At 57.8% G+C, this 18008-nt stretch carries 11 protein-coding genes; 7 read left to right on the forward strand and 4 right to left on the reverse strand.

Annotation, left to right across the window (positions count from 1 at the left end; translation table 11 throughout):
• Positions 1-66: 66 nt before the first annotated feature.
• The 4 genes from Poly21_RS21675 to Poly21_RS21690 all read right to left on the reverse strand — a co-directional run bounded on the left by Poly21_RS21675 (position 67) and on the right by Poly21_RS21690 (position 4811).
• Complete coding sequence (locus Poly21_RS21675) at positions 67-2364, reverse strand: hypothetical protein (RefSeq protein ID WP_146409139.1); 2298 nt, start codon at positions 2362-2364, stop codon at positions 67-69.
• A 267-nt stretch (positions 2365-2631) separates the two neighbouring features.
• Entirely contained in the window at positions 2632-3789 is a 1158-nt protein-coding gene (locus Poly21_RS21680; RefSeq protein WP_146409140.1) for a DUF1559 domain-containing protein, read from the reverse strand.
• A 116-nt stretch (positions 3790-3905) separates the two neighbouring features.
• Positions 3906-4085 (reverse strand): hypothetical protein, encoded by a 180-nt coding sequence (locus Poly21_RS21685; RefSeq protein WP_146409141.1) that lies wholly within the window; start codon positions 4083-4085, stop codon positions 3906-3908.
• A 498-nt stretch (positions 4086-4583) separates the two neighbouring features.
• On the reverse strand, positions 4584-4811 hold the full coding sequence (locus tag Poly21_RS21690; protein ID WP_146409142.1) for a response regulator: 228 nt from the start codon (positions 4809-4811) through the stop codon (positions 4584-4586).
• 751 nt (positions 4812-5562) lie between these two features.
• On the opposite strand from Poly21_RS21690, the gene Poly21_RS21695 reads away from it, so the two are divergent.
• From Poly21_RS21695 to Poly21_RS21725, 7 genes are all read left to right on the forward strand, one after another.
• On the forward strand, positions 5563-6801 hold the full coding sequence (locus tag Poly21_RS21695; RefSeq protein ID WP_146409143.1) for a glycosyl hydrolase family 98: 1239 nt from the start codon (positions 5563-5565) through the stop codon (positions 6799-6801).
• A 68-nt stretch (positions 6802-6869) separates the two neighbouring features.
• Entirely contained in the window at positions 6870-8837 is a 1968-nt protein-coding gene (locus tag Poly21_RS21700; RefSeq protein WP_436967520.1) for a S1C family serine protease, read from the forward strand.
• Complete coding sequence (locus Poly21_RS21705; protein WP_302120091.1) at positions 8821-9963, forward strand: S1C family serine protease; 1143 nt, start codon at positions 8821-8823, stop codon at positions 9961-9963. Before Poly21_RS21700 ends, Poly21_RS21705 begins: the two co-directional genes overlap by 17 nt.
• A complete protein-coding gene (locus tag Poly21_RS21710; protein ID WP_146409144.1) occupies positions 9960-12011 on the forward strand; it encodes a S1C family serine protease in 2052 nt (683 codons plus the stop codon). Before Poly21_RS21705 ends, Poly21_RS21710 begins: the two co-directional genes overlap by 4 nt.
• Before the next feature lie 53 nt (positions 12012-12064).
• Positions 12065-14740, forward strand: coding sequence for a PSD1 and planctomycete cytochrome C domain-containing protein (locus Poly21_RS21715; RefSeq protein WP_146409145.1), 2676 nt, complete (start codon positions 12065-12067; stop codon positions 14738-14740).
• Between the two features lie 5 nt (positions 14741-14745).
• Entirely contained in the window at positions 14746-16161 is a 1416-nt protein-coding gene (locus tag Poly21_RS21720) for a DUF1501 domain-containing protein (protein ID WP_146409146.1), read from the forward strand.
• 82 nt (positions 16162-16243) lie between these two features.
• On the forward strand, positions 16244-17680 hold the full coding sequence (locus Poly21_RS21725) for a sulfatase-like hydrolase/transferase (protein WP_146409147.1): 1437 nt from the start codon (positions 16244-16246) through the stop codon (positions 17678-17680).
• Positions 17681-18008: the final 328 nt, after the last annotated feature.

The raw sequence follows: 18008 nt of genomic DNA on the forward strand, positions 1-18008 counted from the left end.
CGCTGCGTACGGAGCCCTCATCCGCTCTGCTCGTCGACCCGGCAGCGCGATCGATGTCGCTCGGGCTCACCGCGCCCACTCCTGTAGCCGTTTGATTCGTTCCGGATCCTGAGGTGGGTTGGTCAACAGCATTAATTCGGCGGCGGCTCGGGCATCGCTACGCTTTCCAGATCGCCACAGACAGGCAATGCTTTCCACCTTCGCTCGTCGATGCGACGGATGCGATGTCGGAATACCATCAGCGAGCTGCCCCCACAAACGCGACGCCTGCTCCAGGTCGGACGGTTTGATCGAATCGGCGAGTGCCGACGCAGCCGCAGCAAGCACCTCGCCGGGCTCATCAGACGTGGACAACTCTGAACGCAGCTGCCGCCCGCCCTGATCCACTTTTCCACTCCACATCAACCAGGCAATGATCAACCGGGGCGGCACATTAAACTCGGGGTCATTGGACATCGCTACGAGGTAGCTCCCGATCTCTCGGTGCAGCGTCGGGTTCTCCCGCAGGTCTTGATGCAAACGCCACAGCACAATTCGCCATAATTCAGGCTCGTTTGGCACCGCAGGATCGGGGGCCTCGCTGGGATGTTGATGTCCGAGCCTGCGACGCGCCAGTGAAGACAGATATGGATCAGTCGATTGCTGTTCTGCTGTTGCCAGCCGACTGCGGGCCGGCGACTCTTTGCATGTATCCAGTAAGATAATGCAAGCCAACTCAGTTTGTTTTGCGAGTGGATGAGAAGCTGCAGCCGCGAACGTGCTACGCATCGTGCTCAGACGCTCTTCGAGTTCATTGTAATATTGCCGCTGACAATCGTCTTGGTCCCATCGGCATCGCCGCTGCAGAGGCTGCGGCCCCGCGATGGCTAACTGCCAGAGTTGACGGCACCGCGCCGCACGCGCTGCGTCCCACTGCTCTGCGGGGCGCTGCGTGGCCAGCACGGCGGCTGCGACGAAATCGTTGTCCGCGACAGCAGAGTCAATGAGACTGGTGCGTGCGGTCTCGGCGGCCCCGGAGGCCGGCCACCCATCGATCAATTCGACGAGCAGATCGCGAGCTGTTGGGCTCTTCGCGGAGGGCGCCGCAACATCAACAGCAACTTGCAATGCAGCCGCCTGCAGCATTAATAGCGGAGACGACGGGTGCTGCTGGTGTGCCCTCGCGATTCGCCTGAGCAGATCGGCTGCGGCGGCTTCCTTGGAGACGCTTTGCAGGATCGCGGCGGACCGGATTGCCGACTCGACACTGCGGGTCGCATCGGCGTCTTCGACGGCGGCGCGAGCAAACGTGATGGCCGCAGGCAGCGTCTCGCCTACACGCAGGTAATATCTGGCATCAGCACGCAGCACTCGAGGGTCAACGGGCGGCTGGGCCTGATCGGGGGATCCAGCCGCTGCGACATCCGCCGGCAACTGCAAGGCGCGGTGTCTCGCCACAAGCGTTTCGGCGTTGCGGTACGCAATCGCACCGCCCCGTGCGCGAATGGCGTCGAGCCACCGCCCAACCTCCTCCATGTCGGATGAACGATCCGGCTGGCTGATGAGGTACCGCAATCTCGCTAAATCCATGGACGGACTGCGGGGTGCCACCGTCGGTTGGTCACCAAAATACTGATTGAGTTTATCCGCCGCCGCGTCCCAGCGATGTTTGGCAATATCGATACGGATGACGAAGGCGAGTTCATCGGCCGTGTTGATCACCAAGGGCGTCTCGCCCGATTCATCGCGTTCGGTTTCGGGCGGCTCACCAGCCGCCCGGTTGGCCTGCGTCGACGCCTGCCGCATCGTTCGCAGCGCCGCATCGGGGTTGCCGCTGCGCAATTGTGATTCAGACAGCAGCCGCGCCAATTCGCTCTGCAGCTCGCTAGCATTCGGAAATTTGGCGAGCGCTTCGCCAATCAGATGAATCGCTTGTTGAGCAAGCGCCACACCATCGGCGGAGCCCTCGGCGAACAACTCCGAAAGCAGGGCCGCCAATTCCACGCGGCTAACCCAGAGCAGGCTTTCTCGGCGTCGAAGATCAGCTCGGCGCTGCTGCGCATCGCGATCAAATCTACCTTTTTCGATCGCGACAAGTTCCTCTCGGATCGCCCCCAACTCAACCTCGAGCTGGTGATCGATTAGCCGCTGGCGTTGCATCAATGCGGACGTCTCGGCAGGGCTGGCGCCCTGAGTGATCGCGGCAACGATGTCGCTGCGAATCGCCGTGAGCTGGCTATTGGTGGCGGAATCCTGCGATAGCTGCAGCGTCTGCCGGGCCGGCGGCTGCGCCCCAGCTATGAAAGGTAAGGCTGGTACGAAGAGCATGACGGCCACGCAGACCGCGACCCGATGAAACAATGGCATCAACCTTTGAGGTTTCATCAGGATTACTTTCTCCTAAGCTTGTGGTGACCGCATTGCTATCATAGTCCGCCAGACGCCCGGTATCGAACTCCAAACCTCTTAACAGTGCAAGCCATGTCGGCGGCACGCAATTCACCTGTGCGTCATCAACATCGAATAGAATTCACTGCACATTAGCAAATATGAGTGCGCCCGAAAAATTGGTGGGCCTGTAAAAGGCGTGAGCGAGGGGACTCAATCGATTCCCCTCGCTCACGTTTGCATTGCGTAAGTCCAGTTAGCTCACTACGGGAGCTGGTCGGTTTCTCGGCTTGCCTTGGTACCCAACGCTCCCCACAACCCGTAGGGGCTGGCACTGCCTGGAGGAACCGCTGAGCTGCCTGCCGGCCAATTAGGAGTCGTCGAATTCAAATTCCCCGACTCAATCGACTCGGTGATGAATTTGACAGCACCATCGCCCATCAGCACATGGCATCCGCCTTGGTGGCGGCTCGACGCAGTGAACATACCGTCGGAACCGTCGCCGGCCCAAGAACAGCTGACACGATTGGGCGGCATGATCGTGGTCACACTCGACATCACCGGACGGCCGTCGGCCCATCGCATCCCCTTACGCTGGGATGTACCCCAGTTGTTGGCGTTGGTTCCTGCAACGTGGAATTGCGGACGCTGGGGATCGATGGTGTCTTCACACACCGATGGATTCGAGAAAAACGCCGCATCATTGCCGCGGTTGACCACCGTCGAGAGCACCTCGAGCGTATTGGAGTCAACGACAATTTCAGCACACGCGATCGTGTTGCTCAGGCCGTCGAGAATGTCGCGAAACTTGGTCGGCATCCGAGTCACGAAAACGCCTCGGTCCATACCGCCCCGACGATTCATGCACCCGTTGTTGATGCTCTCGTCCTGATTGATGCATGAGTGGTTGTTACTCGCCACACCGTCACCAATGCACGCCGCATAGTTAGTGAACGCTTCAAAGTTCGCCGGCGGCGTACTGGGGTCGCTGGGACAGCGGTACGTTCCCATCTGAGTCAGCCACGGAGTGTAGTTTCGATCCCAGGGCACAGGCCCCATCGCGGGAAACGGTGTGCCACGAGCGGTGCCGTTATGGTTCGTCGCACGCGGATTGGAGATCATTTGCCACACCGCTTGCTGCTCGATGAATGGCGTCAAGCCCACCAAAAAGCTCAATAAATGGCGGTTCCCGATATCGGGAGTCGTGCCACCGCTATGCACGGGCAGCTGGTCATAGGCGGAGTGATAGTTATGAAGTCCTAGGCCAATTTGCTTGAAATTATTGCTGCAACTCATGCGTCGAGCAGCTTCGCGAGCCGCTTGGACAGCGGGCAACAATAAGCCCACCAAAACACCAATGATCGCTATGACCACCAGCAATTCGACGAGGGTGAAACCACCTCGCCTGAATGAAGTATTCATGGAAAAACCTCGAGAGATAGAAGAGACGCCGACGACTTCGGCGAAAAAGAGAGGTAAACAAATCGCAATAGACTCGCCTCGAATGAGATTCGAGTCACACCAATGGGAGTGATGAACTATTTGCTGTTCATATCGCTAGCATTCTGCTTGGACATATCCTCCATTTCTTCGGGCGAATGGACGACGCTGTCGTCAACCGGAGAAACAGTCGCAGAATTGTCGGGACCACAGCCGACTTGCGTGGCTGCAAGTAAAAAACCGGCACAAAAAACACACAACATGCGTTGCAACAACATACGAACTAACCTGGGGAAAGTAGAAGTTTTGAACTAGGGGGACACAATGTCACTCTAGATACGTCTATTGTAGCCAGGTCATGAACATTGCGTTAAGACACCACCCGAGAAAGTTTAGAATTCTTGGCGTTTTATGCGAAACTTTTTCGGTCCTTCGGCGTTAGCCGCCCCATATTCCTAAGACACTTTTATTCCTAAGACACCTTGCCTTACTAAGACACCTTGGCGAGCGCTGCCTCGGAGACCGCGAGCAGCTCGGCACTGGCACCTGAACAAATGAGCATCCTGCATGGTGTTGTGACACCAGATGGTGTTCTGACCGTGGGTCGAGCAGGCTACTCCGCACCACAGGCTGTTCCGCGTGACTGGGCAATTAGAGCAAATGCGCCTCTTCGCGAAATAACTCGCCAGTACCAGGCAGGTCGGCTGAATGTGCCTGGACCGCTGCTGAGAGTGGGGAACTTTTGAGCCGATTCAAAGAACGACCCAGATCGTGATTTACACCTCAGCCTCTACTGCAGCCGCCGCTTCGGCTCGACGGAGCGCCTTCTCAACTCGGGCGAGTAGCTCGTCGCTATGCTCTCTGCCCGCGGGGCAGCTTTGATTCGCATTGGCGGTAAACTCGGCACCACAGTGTTGGCACGCTACCGTGCACCCCAGCAGCGATGCCCGGACGTCGATACGTCGACCGCAAATCGGGCAAGACTGTGTGAATTTGATCGACATAATTGAGATCTCTCCTTCTGCCCGCCCTTAGGAGCGGCAATCCGTTTACTCAGGAAGATTCTAAACCTTAATAGCCAATTAATGCAATGTAAAATCCCGCAGTTGCACCGAAGACTGTCTCGATCAGTGTAGTAGGGGGCATCATGACTGGCAAGTATCGAAATAATGGAGCAATGGAATTCCCAGCAGGAGACACATCGGCCCGATCTGGTTCACTTAGCCGAAATCAATGAATTCATTCGAGAAAGACGAGCACTCGACGGCCTCAAATGACAATAGTGGTGGTCCTGAAATGGCGGGGTCGGTACCCCCTCGGGGCATGCGTGGCACATCAAACAGTCCAGGACAATAGATCATTGGCTCTGGGTAAGTGGTAATCAAGTCTCTTGTTTGGTTTTACGGTGACCTTTCGATACTTTCGCTCCGTAGAGGCGAGTTCTCGCTAAATCAGGGAATAAGTTGAGGTGGACAGTCTGGCTAGGGATGCGGGGTGGGAAGAGTCCGCAGCCTTGGCGAGCTATGATGGTCTGCGTGTTCGATGCTCGAGCCCGTGGTCACTGGTGGGCTGGCCCGGCAAAGGATGATGTGCAGCTATAACGATGGGCTGCGATTACTCTGTTACAATCGCCAGGGGGTGAAGCGTGCAGGGCGGCGACGCGCACACGGCCGTGCCCACGCGGTTCCACGCCGCGCCTAGCCTTTTTATGTTAGTTTTGCTCGCCTAACACGAAGTTCCACACCGAGGAAGCCCATGGACTGCCCGTTGACACCATTCTCGCGCCTGCTCAAGACCTGCCGCACTTGGACGCTGTTGGCAATCTTGCCCGCCAGCGTCTCGATGGCGAGCGTGGCGAGCGCCTCCGAGATTTCGATCACGTCCGCCGACGGAAATATGATCCAAGGAGAAATTGTCCAACTCGATGCAGAGGGACTCCAAGTAAAAGACGGATCGGAGACATTGACTCTGCCACTGGATGAGCTCTCCCAACTCAACTTCGACCACGATCCGCAACCGCCGCTACCCATGCGCGCCCAACTCGCTGGTGGATCGCAATTGGGAATCACAGGACTAACCTGGACGGATAACACCGTGAATATTGCGGTGGCGCGTCAATCGTCGCTCACCATTCCTGCCCAGCAACTTCGCTGGGTCCGATTTCAGAAAGGCAATTCGGCCACCGATCCCACTTGGCTGGGATGGCTGGAAGAGACCCGCCGTGGCGATCGACTCGTTGTCCGCCGCAACGAGAAGGCCCTTGATTCAATTGACGGCACTGTAAAGGGGATTACCCGAGACACAGTATCGTTTGAAATGCGTGGCAATCCCATTGAGGCCCCACTGCCGAAACTCGAGGGGATTTTGTTTTCCAATACAACTCAAGACGACGCTACAGGGGACATTCGCGTGGTCGATACCTCTGGTTCTGAATGGATGGCCAAATCAATCAGCATGCCGGTAGGAAGCAGCCACATTCAACTTCGTTTGGCAGGCGGCATCGAACACGCCGTTCCGCTCGACCAAGTGCGACGGATTGGCTTCGCCGGTGGCATTTTGTCCCTGTCGGACGTCGAGGTCGCAGCCGCCAACTTCGATAGTGATCGCCAGGACTCTGGGAAATCAGTCAACACGTCCGATCTGGACAACTGGTTTGCACCGCAATCCGACAACGGAGTGATTCGGATTCAGGCCCCAGGAAAGATCACGTTGCGAATTCCGGACGGCTACCAAAAACTCATTGTGGCGGCGCGACGTAGTCAGGATGTCAGTGAATTCACTGCGCTGCGGCTCGACGTGCTCGTCGACGGAGCGGTGCAGTGGACTGCCACGCTTCAAGATCGAGAATCGCTCGGATTGGAACTTCCCATTTCGGGAGCTCGTCAACTCACGCTACGAGCATCACGCATGTCTCAGTCGAACGACACCACCTCGCCCGTCGGAGCCGCCCTGGGCGGGAGCGTCGAGTGGTTTTCAGGAAGGTTGCTGAAATGAATCACCGAAAGCATTCCCAGAGAGGGGCGCTGACGTCGATGATGCTGGTTTGGGTCTGCTGGAGCAGCATGCTGGGTGCCACACCAGCGAACGGCGACGATATCGATTTGCTATGGCAGATAGAAAATCAGCGGGTCGAAGCAGTGGAGCATGCCATGTCGTCGACGGTCTGCGTCTTCGTCCCCGGCGGCGCCGGGGGAGGGTCGGCCGTGTTGATTTCGAAAGACGGCTTTGCCCTGACCAATTTTCACGTTACCAGCCCAGCGGGAACGTACATGCGCTGCGGTCTCCGTGATGGCAATATCTACGATGCAGTGACTGTGGGCATCGATCCGGTGGGTGACTTAGCGTTGATTCAGTTACTAGGACGCGATGATTTTCCCACAGCGAAATTTGTCCCCAGTCGCCAAGTCCAGGTCGGCGACGCTTGCTACGCCATCGGCAACCCGTTCCTGCTTGCAACCAATCTGCAGCCTACGGTCTCGGCGGGCATCATCAGCGGCACACGTCGCTATCAGTATCCCTCAGGCACGCTGCTGGAGTACGGAAATTGCTTCCAGACGGATGCCTCGATTAACCCTGGCAATTCGGGTGGTCCACTCTACGACGCCAGTGGCGATCTCATCGGAATCATCGGACGATGTTCCTTTGAGAAGCGGGGGCGAGTCAATGTTGGCGTGGGGTACGCCATCTCAGGTGACCAAGCCCAGAACTTTCTCGGGTCGCTGCACAGCGGTCGTATTCTCGATCATGCCACTCTCGGTGCTACGGTAGGTACGGATGACGACGGCAGCGTGCGCGTGACCAACATCCTGCAATCCAGTGATGCGTTTCGGCGCGGCCTGCGATACGGAGACGAGATTCTCGAAATCGACCATCGCGTGGTGCAGACTGCCAACGACGTGCAAAATCTGCTGGCTACGTTTCCTGCCCAGTGGCGAGTGCCGCTGACCTATCGCCAGGAGGGCCAGGTCATTCAAACGTTAGTCCGGTTGGCCAACGTGCACCGCGGTGACGAATTACTAGAAAAAATGAAATCGGCGCTGCCTCCGCCACCACCGGCCCCACCCCAGAAATCGCAGCAGGCTCCCGACGAGCAATCGCCCGAAGAAGCTGAGCATGAAGACGGCGATCACGAGGGCGCCGAACACGAGGGCGCCGAACACGAGGGCGGCGAACACGAGCATGGCAACTCCGATGCTGCTCCCGCCCAGCCAGGGTCAAATAATGCCCAGGATGATGTCAAAAAGGATGCTGGTGGCGAGCCCATTCCAGCAGCGGCGATTGAACGGATCGAAGAACGTAAGGGATTCGCAAACTATTTTTACAATGCACAACTTCAAACGAAGTTCATTGAGCGACTGCGACATCAGTTTTCCGCCCTGCCCGCCGGTGGTGATGGCTGGAACATTACGGGCCAAGCAGATGTCGCTGGTGAACCGAACGCGATTCCGTTCACGATGATCGTCAGTGATGACAGTTGTGAGATGACTCTCGGCGAGCGACGGGTGCGGCTTAGTCGCCCCGATGAATATGTCGCGGCAGTCGATCGCGGGCATGCGACTGGCGTGCTCGCTGCCATGCAAAGCCTACGCCGTATGCTGCTGATGGGACCGAATCGCTACGGGGAGACGTATGCATGGGGGACCGCTCCTCTGCTCGGTCGCCGCCCGCTGCGTGAGGGCACCGTCGGCATCCACGGTGGTCTGGAGTCTCGTTTTTTTCAGCATCCCACCTCCGGACGCTTAGAGGTGATCGAGTCGTTCGCCGATCGCGATGGGGATCCCGCCGAGGTCTGGATCGATCCGCCGACATGGTTACTCGAGACCAATTCCGAAACCCTTGGCGGTGCGGGTGAGTTCGCCATCGACGACAACCGCGAAGGATCGACCGAGGACAGTCAACTGCCTCGTGTGCTGCAGTTGCGATATGGCCTTGATCCGTCGGTAACTCTGCGAATCAACACTTGGGCTACCGCAGATAACTCGATGCCAGCCGAATTGAGCGGCGAAGGTGGTGATGGAAATGTCGAATAAGCAGCCGATCAAGCCCGTTGGGCTAGAACGCCGAAACACGGCAACTCAGCGTCTCCTTCAACATCAGCGTCTCCTCCAATATCGATCAGGGGGACGAGGCTTTCGCGATCTCGGTTCAGGACTCTCTCTGCTGTTGGTATCGGTTTTGTGTTTCTGGACTTGCCAGGTGCATGCCCAACCGTCTCTTGCCCGGGCGAGTTCGCAAGTGCAGGATCGCGTCGTCAAGATCTACGGTGCGGGCGGCGTGGGTGGGTTGGATGCCTACCAAAGCGGTTTCATCGTCTCATCGGTGGGGCATGTGGCGACAGCCTGGAGCAGCGTGCTGGACGTCGACCCTATTGTCGTTCTCAATGATGGACGACGCTTTGAAAGTAAGGTGGTCGGCTTCGAGCCCTCTCTTGAGCTGGCGGTATTAAAACTCGATGCCACGGAGTTGCCATTTTTTGAGGTCCCCGCTGGATCGGCAGATGCCCCGATCGCCCGCTGGGGAGATCCCGTTCTTGCCCTGAGCAACCTGTTCAACATTGCTACGGGCAATGAGCCCGAAAGTGTCATGCATGGTCGGATTGCCGCGCGCAGCAAACTCGATGCGCGACGCGGTACCTTTGCCACTGCCTATCGTGGCGAGGTCTGGCTGTTGGACCTGGTCGCCAACAACCCTGGTGCAGCCGGTGGAGCATTGGTGGATCTCGAAGGTCGATTGGTCGGCATGCTCGGAAAGGAGTTACGTGATCGTCGCACTGGCGTGTGGCTTAATTACGCGATTCCATCGGATGTCTTACGCACGCCGATCGGCGACATTATCGCGGGCCGCAAGAGTGTGACGCCGGTGGAACAGGACCCGCTCCTGGCGAGAGATAAATCTCATAATGAGGACACACTCGGCGTACTGCTGATCCCGGACGTGCTGGAAACCACACCGGTGTACGTCGATACTGTGGCGGCAACCGGACCGGCGCTGCTTGCCGATGTACGCCCTGATGATTTAATCCTCTTGGTCAACGGGCGACGGGTCCCACACCAACGCGTCTTTCGTGAACAACTCCGCCGAATCGATCGCCGCGATGATGTGGTACTGACCGTCCAGCGTGAAAACGAAATCCTCGAACTGATCGTCCGTCCATGATCCCGCAAAATCGATTTCTGCTGTTCGTACTGGGCTGCCTAGTGGTGGTCGGTTCTGCTCCCCGCCCACTCCGAGCCGACGATGCAGCGGACGACCGGGCTCTGCCAGGAGCGGTGGATTATCAATCGGTCCTGGCCGAGCAAGTGCGCCGCATTACGAACGAAATTTTGCCATCGGTCGTCAGTGTCGAGGTGATTGGTACGTTGCAATCGGACGGCGAGGTCCGCCAGGACGCACCGACCTGCGGCGTGATCATCGACCGCGAGGGACACGTGCTGGCCTCGTCGTGGGTCACCCGTGCGTCATCAGCCAGTATCATTGTCACCCTCGGTAGTGGTGAGCGTTTACCTGCGAGGGTAGTCGCTGAAGATAAACATCGCGAGCTCGTGCTACTGAAAATCGATCCCAAGCAAATCGAGTTACATCCCATTGCGCTGGAGAGCACGGACTCGTCGGCAACGGCCGCCGATCCCGTGCGTCCGATCGGTTCCACTTTGATCGCCATCTCGCGCTACGGTGAATCAGGAGTGCCACGAATCAGCACCGGGATTTTGTCGGCGGTGGATCGTCTGGGCGGCACCGCAATCCAGAGCGACGTGCGGATATCGCCCGTTTTCTACGGCGGCCCACTCGTTGATTTGCACGGCAAGTTGGTCGGCGTATTGATTCCCGCAGTCGGAGAAAGCGGTGCCGAAGACCCGACCGAATGGTACGATTCAGGCGTGGCCTTCGCAGTACCTGCCGACGTGATCGCAGGCAAACTTGACGCGTTGCGAAGTGGTGAGACGATCCGCTCAGGCTTGCTAGGGTTGGTGGTCGGTGGCGATGATCCGTACAGCCCCGGCACCACGCTGGCGACGGTTCGCAAGCGTTCACCCGCAGATCGGGCGGGGCTGCAGTCGGGTGATCGACTCATCCGTGTGGGCGGCCGCGAAGTACGCCGCCGCCAAGAAGTCCAACTGGCGCTGGGGAGGTTCGATGCGGGGGAGGAAGTCGCGATTGAGTACGAGCGAGATGGGCAGCGAAGCACTGCCACAGCAACTCTCGCGGCGACGATCGAACCCCTGCAGCCGCAGTATCTAGGCATCACGTCGTCAGGACTTCGAGTGACCTCCGTGCTACCAGGGTCGCCCGCCGATGGCATTCTGAAGATCGGTGATAACCTGAAGTCTCTCGACGGCAAAGAGCTCGATGATCCCGAGGTGCTGCGTCAGCGAATGTGGTCCGCCGACCCCCAAACTCCACAACTGATCGAGCTTGAGCGGCAACTTGAGTCAGAGCCGCCCGAGACACTCAAGCAGGAAATTCAACCCGCCCAATGGGCCGGGCCGCTCGATCGACTTGAGTTGCAACGACAGGCAACGAAACTGACGGAACGTGATGAAGATGATACAGCAGCGTCTGCTGAGGAAACTTGGACTTCGACACCAATGCGATTGCCTGACATCGCCAATCAGGCCTTGCTTTGGCACCCTGTCAGCAACACCCCCAACGCGGCTGCCGACGCAGCCGCACCTGTTGCCCTGGCGGTGTGTTTGCTGCCACCTGTCCAGCGAGATTTAGCGGAACAACTTAAACGTTGGAAAGTCCTGGCGAAGCAGTACCGGGTTGCGATCCTGCTCATCGCCAGCGAAAACGAGCAGCGTTGGCAACTCGCAGAGATCGACGCGATTAGCAAATTGACGCTGCCAGCGATCAAGCAGTCCGGGGCCGACGCCAGCGCGGTAGCGGTCCTCAGTGGGAGCGTGATTTCAACGGAGGACGCCAAGGCGGCCAGTCCCGCTGGCGCGATGGCCTTGGCAGCAGCGCTCTCGACCGACAATATCTACCATGGGTTGGCCATTCCCGCGAATACCCAACCGCCTGCGATCCGGCTCCGTCGCGACGCCCCCATGCGTTTGTTGCGGGTGCTCATGACAACGGGGCCGGACGGCGTCTTGCCGTCCTGGTCGGAAACACTCGGTCGCCTCGGCTGTCCCGTGCAAACCGCCACAGGCGTTGATCGGGAAGAATTGTTACAATGGTGCCGTTCACTGCTGATATATTAAGAGCTGCCTCCCGGCCTCTCCCACCTCCCCTTCCCTCCCCTCCCCCACCTCCTATGCAATCCGGACCTCTCGGACGCGCCATCGTCCTAGCCTGCGCCCTGATCGCGCCCCCGACGTGGGCGGAGACGGCCGCCGTTGACGAAGCCTATTTTGAAACCCATGTTCGGCCCCTGCTCATCGAGCACTGCTACGAGTGCCACTCGCAATCAGCGGGCGAATCGATGGGAGATCTGCACCTGGATACCGCTGCAGCGATGGCAAGCGGAGGCGTCAGCGGGCCGGTGGTAATCCCCGGCAATGCTGCGGAGAGTTTGTTAATCAAAGCGATGCTGTATGCGGATGCCGATCTGCAAATGCCGCCTGAAGGAAAACTCGCAGACGAACAGATCGAGCGGCTGCGAACCTGGATCGACGGCGGGGCACCTGATCCGCGTGACGAAGACATGAGCGAGGCTCAACAAATGGCGTCCAAACCGCTGGATCGTGACCCTTCGACCCACTGGGCGTTCGTTCCCCCGCAACGACTCAGCGGCGATGACTTTGACTCGCTGCCGGATGTACTGCCTTCAAATGCGGACGCGGCAGATGCCGACCCTATCGATGAGATCGCCCGTGGCCAGGCCGCAGTCAAGCATCTCTCGCCTGCGCCAGCGGTGAATCGTGCGACGTTGCACCGGAGATGGAGTGACGATTTGCATGGGCTTCCCGTTTCCTCCGCTCAGATCGCCAGTTTCGAGTCTGACTCTCGCCCAGATGCCGAGACCCGCCGCATCGATCGCATGTTGGCGGACCCACGTTTCGGCGAGCGGTTCACCCGCCACTGGCTCGATGTTGCGCGGTACGCCGACACAATTGGATATGCAGTTGGTGGCAAGGACCGGAACTTGAAATACGCGTACCGTTATCGAGACTGGTTAATTTCCGCGTTCTGCGAGGACATGCCTTACGATGAAATGATTCGTCACCAGCTCGCCGGCGACCAAACCGCTGAGCCGGGCAGCATGGATGCCGACGCGATGGGCTTCCTGACCGTCGGACGACAGTTTCTAAGACATGATGATACGATTGATGATCGCATTGACGTCGTCACCCGTGGCTTGTTGGGCCTCACCGTGTCTTGCGCACGCTGCCATGACCACAAATTTGATCCGATCCCGACCATCGACTATTACTCCCTCTACAATGTGCTCGAGAATAGTGTTCCCCCCGCCGATCTGGAGACAGCTGCCAGCCCCTTGATGCTGGTTGATCGCCCAAAAGTGCGTGACTTTCGGGTCTTTGTTCGCGGTGATCGCTCACGGCAAGGCGAGATCGCCCCTCGCCGCTATCTGACGGCATTTCGCAAGCCCGAAACAGCTCAGTTCAAAAGCGGGAGCGGCCGACTCGAACTCGCCGAAGCGATCGTAGATCCCGCGAATCCGCTGACCGCCCGAGTGATGGTGAATCGGATTTGGGAGCATCTTTTGGGACACCCATTAGTGGATTCACCGAGCGATTTTGGGTATCGCACGCCCGCGCCGCCCTTACAAAGTGTGCTCGATGAATTGGCGGCTGATTTTGCCAGTGATTGGAGTATTAAACGACTTGTTCGTCGCATCTTGCATACCCGCATCTACCATCAAGCGGCGACGCCTTCGGAACTTGCCCGTGTGAGCGACCCCGAAAACGCACTTTGGACGCACGCGCGCCGCAGTCGATTGGATTTTGAATCGATGCGAGACGGACTACTGATGGGCTGTGGCTACCTCGACAATCGGATCGGCGGGCCTGCGGTCGAAATTACACAGCCCGATTTGGTGCCTCGGCGAACACTTTACGCGCGCATCGATCGACAGAACCTGCCTGGTCTGTTCCGGACGTTTGACTTTGCGAGTCCTGACATGCACTCGCCAGGACGGTATTACACAACCGTTCCGCAGCAACCGCTGTTCTTACTCAATCATCCCCAGATCAGTCATGCCGCTCAACTCGCCGTAGAGCTTGCACGACAAGATGCTGCAGGCGATCCCGACGATGCCGCGGTCATCGAATCGCTGTTTCGACAGGTTCTCGGCCGCGAACCGCCGCCAGCCGAACTCGCCGATGCGGTGCGGTTCGTTTCGTCACCCCCTGCTGATAATCCGAACGCCATTGATCCACGGAGTACCTGGCAATACGGCACCGCCATGTGGGCCGATGATCAGGTCACCCAGTTCACGCCCTTAAAAGTTTTCAAAGATGATCGCTGGCAATTCGAAGAAACTTTCCCCAGTCCCGGGCCGATGTCTTACGCATCGTTGTCCCGCGATGGAGGGCATCCGGCCCACGGAGACGCCGGCATTATCGTGCGGCGTTGGACCAGTCCCGCCAACGGCAAGCTGACACTCAATGGCGCCGTCACTCGGCCCAGTGATCAGGATGACGGCATCATCGCCACAGTCCAGGTCAATGGGCAAACCGAATGGCAAGCATCCATTGCATCAGGCACGCAGCGTTACAACGCCCGCCGGAACGATGTCCAGCAAGGTGATGTCGTCGATTTTATCGTCCACAGTGGCGAAGGGTTGAGTTTTGATAGTTTTCAGTGGCGCGGCAAACTCTTGCTCCAAAGCCCCACCGAAATGCTTCAGTTCAGCTCTACCGATGGATTCAGCGGTCCCTTTGCACCAGAGCGAGCCGTTTCACTGGACCGGTTTGAACAGCTTGCTCAAGTTCTGTTTCTCAGCAACGAATTCTTTTTTGTCGACTAAATGCTATGTCAATCACTTTCAATCGGCGTGACGCATTACAGCGGTGTGGCCTCGGACTCGGTGCGATTGCTTTAGGCGATCTGCTCCGCGGGGACGCCTGCGCGAGCGGCATGGACGAAGGATTCACCGGCAATGTCCCTGTCCATTTTCCTGCCAAGGCCAAGCGGGTCATCCATCTGTTCATGAATGGGGGACCGAGCCACGTTGATAGCTTCGATCACAAGCCAGCGCTGGAGCAATTTGATGGGAAAACTGCGGGGCTCGACAACGTCAAGACGGAACGCCCCACCGGAAATGTGATGCGTTCGCCATTTTCCTTTCAGAAATACGGTGAGCGTGGTCTGCCCGTCAGTGAGTTGTTCCAACGCACCGCCGCACATGTCGACGAGATGTGCGTGATTCACTCGATGCACGCCGACGTGCCCAACCATGAACCGTCGCTGCTGCTGATGAACTGCGGCGAAGCACGGTTGATCCGGCCCGCCCTAGGATCATGGGTGACCTATGGCCTGGGCTCGGCCAACGAGAATCTGCCTGCTTTTGTCGCGATGTGCCCAGGGGGCTACCCGATCAAAGAATCTCAGAACTGGCAAAATGGGTTCCTGCCGGGCAAGTACCAAGGGACGCATGTCGACCCACGCCATGCCTCGGTGGAACGATTGATCGAGAATATTCGCGGCCGCGCCGTGGCACCTCCAGACCAACGCGAACAACTCGACCTCCTTCTGAAATGGAACAATGAGCATGCTGCCAAACGTGTGGGTGATCCCAGGCTGGAGTCTCGGATCGAGTCTTTCGAACTGGCCTACCGCATGCAGAGTGAAGCATCTGAGGCGTTCGATGTCTCGCGTGAATCGAAGCAGACGTTGGAAATGTACGGTAAGGGAGAATTCGCCCGGGGTGCGTTGATCGCTCGCCGATTAGTCGAACGCGATGTGCGGTTTGTGCAACTGTACACGGGTGCTGGCCAACCATGGGATTCACACGACGATATCCACATCGCGCATCGCAACGTTGCTGGCAAAGTCGACCAAGCGATCGCGGCACTGCTGAGCGATCTGAAGCGGACGGGATTGCTGGAAGATACACTGGTGATCTGGGGGGGTGAGTTTGGTCGCACCCCTGTCGTCGAACTTCCCAAAGAGGGAGCTAATCAGGGTAAGATGAACGGACGCGATCACAACCACTATGGATTCACTATGTGGATGGCTGGAGGCGGCGTCGCGGCTGGGACCACGGTCGGAGCGAGCGATGAGCTCGGCTTCAAAGCCGTCGAAAATCGCGTCCATGTTCATGACCTTCATGCCACTATTTTGCAACTGCTCGGCTACGACCATAAACGACTGACCTATCCCTACGCTGGCCGTGATTTCCGTCTTACTGACGTCCATGGCCGGATTGTCGACGAGATGATTGCCTAGACGTGCCGATTGGGACTTCCCTTATCGGGGAGCAGACGGTGGGCTGTTGAATCAACAAACACAACAATAGGAAACCTCAACAATGATGAACATCAAAACAACGATTTTCGCGATGCTGTGCTGCATCGTGTTTTCGAGTCAAGCGATTTCTGCGGAACGGCCCAACGTCGTACTCGTTTTCATCGACGACATGGGCTGGGGAGATTTTTCTTGTTTCGGCAACACCGAAGCATCCACACCGAACATTGATGCCATGGCTGCCGAGGGCATCCGGTTCGAACAGTTCTACGTCAATTCGCCCATTTGCTCGCCCTCGCGAGTCGCGATTTCAACAGGGCAATATCCCCAGCGGCACCGTATTACCTCGTTCCTGAATAATCGCAACAGCAATCACCAGCGCGGTGTCGCAAACTGGCTATCTCCCGAGGCTCCGATGTTAGCCCGCTCGCTGCAAGATGCCGGTTATGCCACGGCCCACTGTGGGAAATGGCACATGGGCGGTCAGCGGGATGTCGATGATGCGCCGCCCATCTCCGATTACGGATTCGACACATCGCTAACTAATTTCGAAGGTATGGGCGCGAAACTTCTGCCTCTGACTGAAACACCGACGAAAGACGGTGGAGTTAAAAAAGGTCGAATCTGGGAGAATGCCGAACGTCTCGGGGAACCCGTCACGTGGATGCTGCGATCGAAGATCACCGGTGGCTTCACCGACCGGGCGATTGAGTTCGTCGATCAAGCTCAGGCCGCCGATGAACCTTTCTATATCAATGTTTGGCCCGATGATGTGCACAGCCCGTTCTTTCCATCCATCGAAGGCTGGAAAGATGGCAAACGCGGACTCTATTTGTCCGTTCTTGAAGAAATGGATACGCAACTCGCCCGGCTTTTCCAACGGATCAAGAGCGACGAAAAGCTACGCGATAATACCCTGATACTGATCTGTTCGGACAACGGTCCTGAGCCGGGAGCGGGATCCGCAGGCCCGCTTAAAGGGAACAAAGTCACACTCTACGAAGGAGGCGTTCGCTCACCCTTGATCGTCTGGGGGCCCGGCCTGATGTCGCAGGATGCCCAAGGTACCGTCAATCACAAATCTGTGTTCTCCGCCATCGATCTGGTTCCCTCACTGCTGGATTTAACCGGTGTCGATCCACCCGCGGGTATTGAGTTCGACGGCGAAGATCTGGCGCCGGTCTTGATTGGTCAATCAAATGAGTCTCGTAAAAAGCCGCTCTTCTTCCGACGACCGCCCGAACACGACAAGAATTTTCAGTTCAAGAACCTGCCGGATCTGGCAGTCCGCAGGGGTGAATGGAAACTACTGTGCGATTTCGATGGTAGCCACAAGAAACTCTACAATGTCGAGTCGGACCCCGGCGAATCCACGAATGTTGCCACCGGACACCCCGAAATCACCAAGCGACTTGTGAAAGCGGTATTGCAATGGAACAGCGAAATGCCCGCTGACGCTGGCGACCCAGAATATGTGCATGCAAATGTAACTCCCCAGTAGTCGCAGGTTGCGAAACGCAGTCTCCGGTGGGCGTGTTGGGTAGCAGTGCTGGGGACTTGCAATCGCACTTTTGAACGTCTGTGCTGCCGTGGAGCAACATCTCTGCGGCACGTTACCTCGGGAGTGATTCGAATGAGCCTGTCCGCGTGACGTGAGGCGTCGCGTCTGCACCCAGGCTTGCTGGTATCGAGGTTCTTCTGCACGCTCGCACGGGAATCGTTACCATGGGGGCATCGTTCACCCACCCTCGACGTCGCCATGTCAACGAGATCTGACGCTGCAAGCCTCAGACATGTGGTAGAGCGAGATTCTGAGAGTACCCCAGTTC

This window comes from Allorhodopirellula heiligendammensis (genome assembly GCF_007860105.1).
In the GTDB taxonomy this organism is placed as follows: Bacteria; Planctomycetota; Planctomycetia; order Pirellulales; family Pirellulaceae; genus Rhodopirellula; species Rhodopirellula heiligendammensis.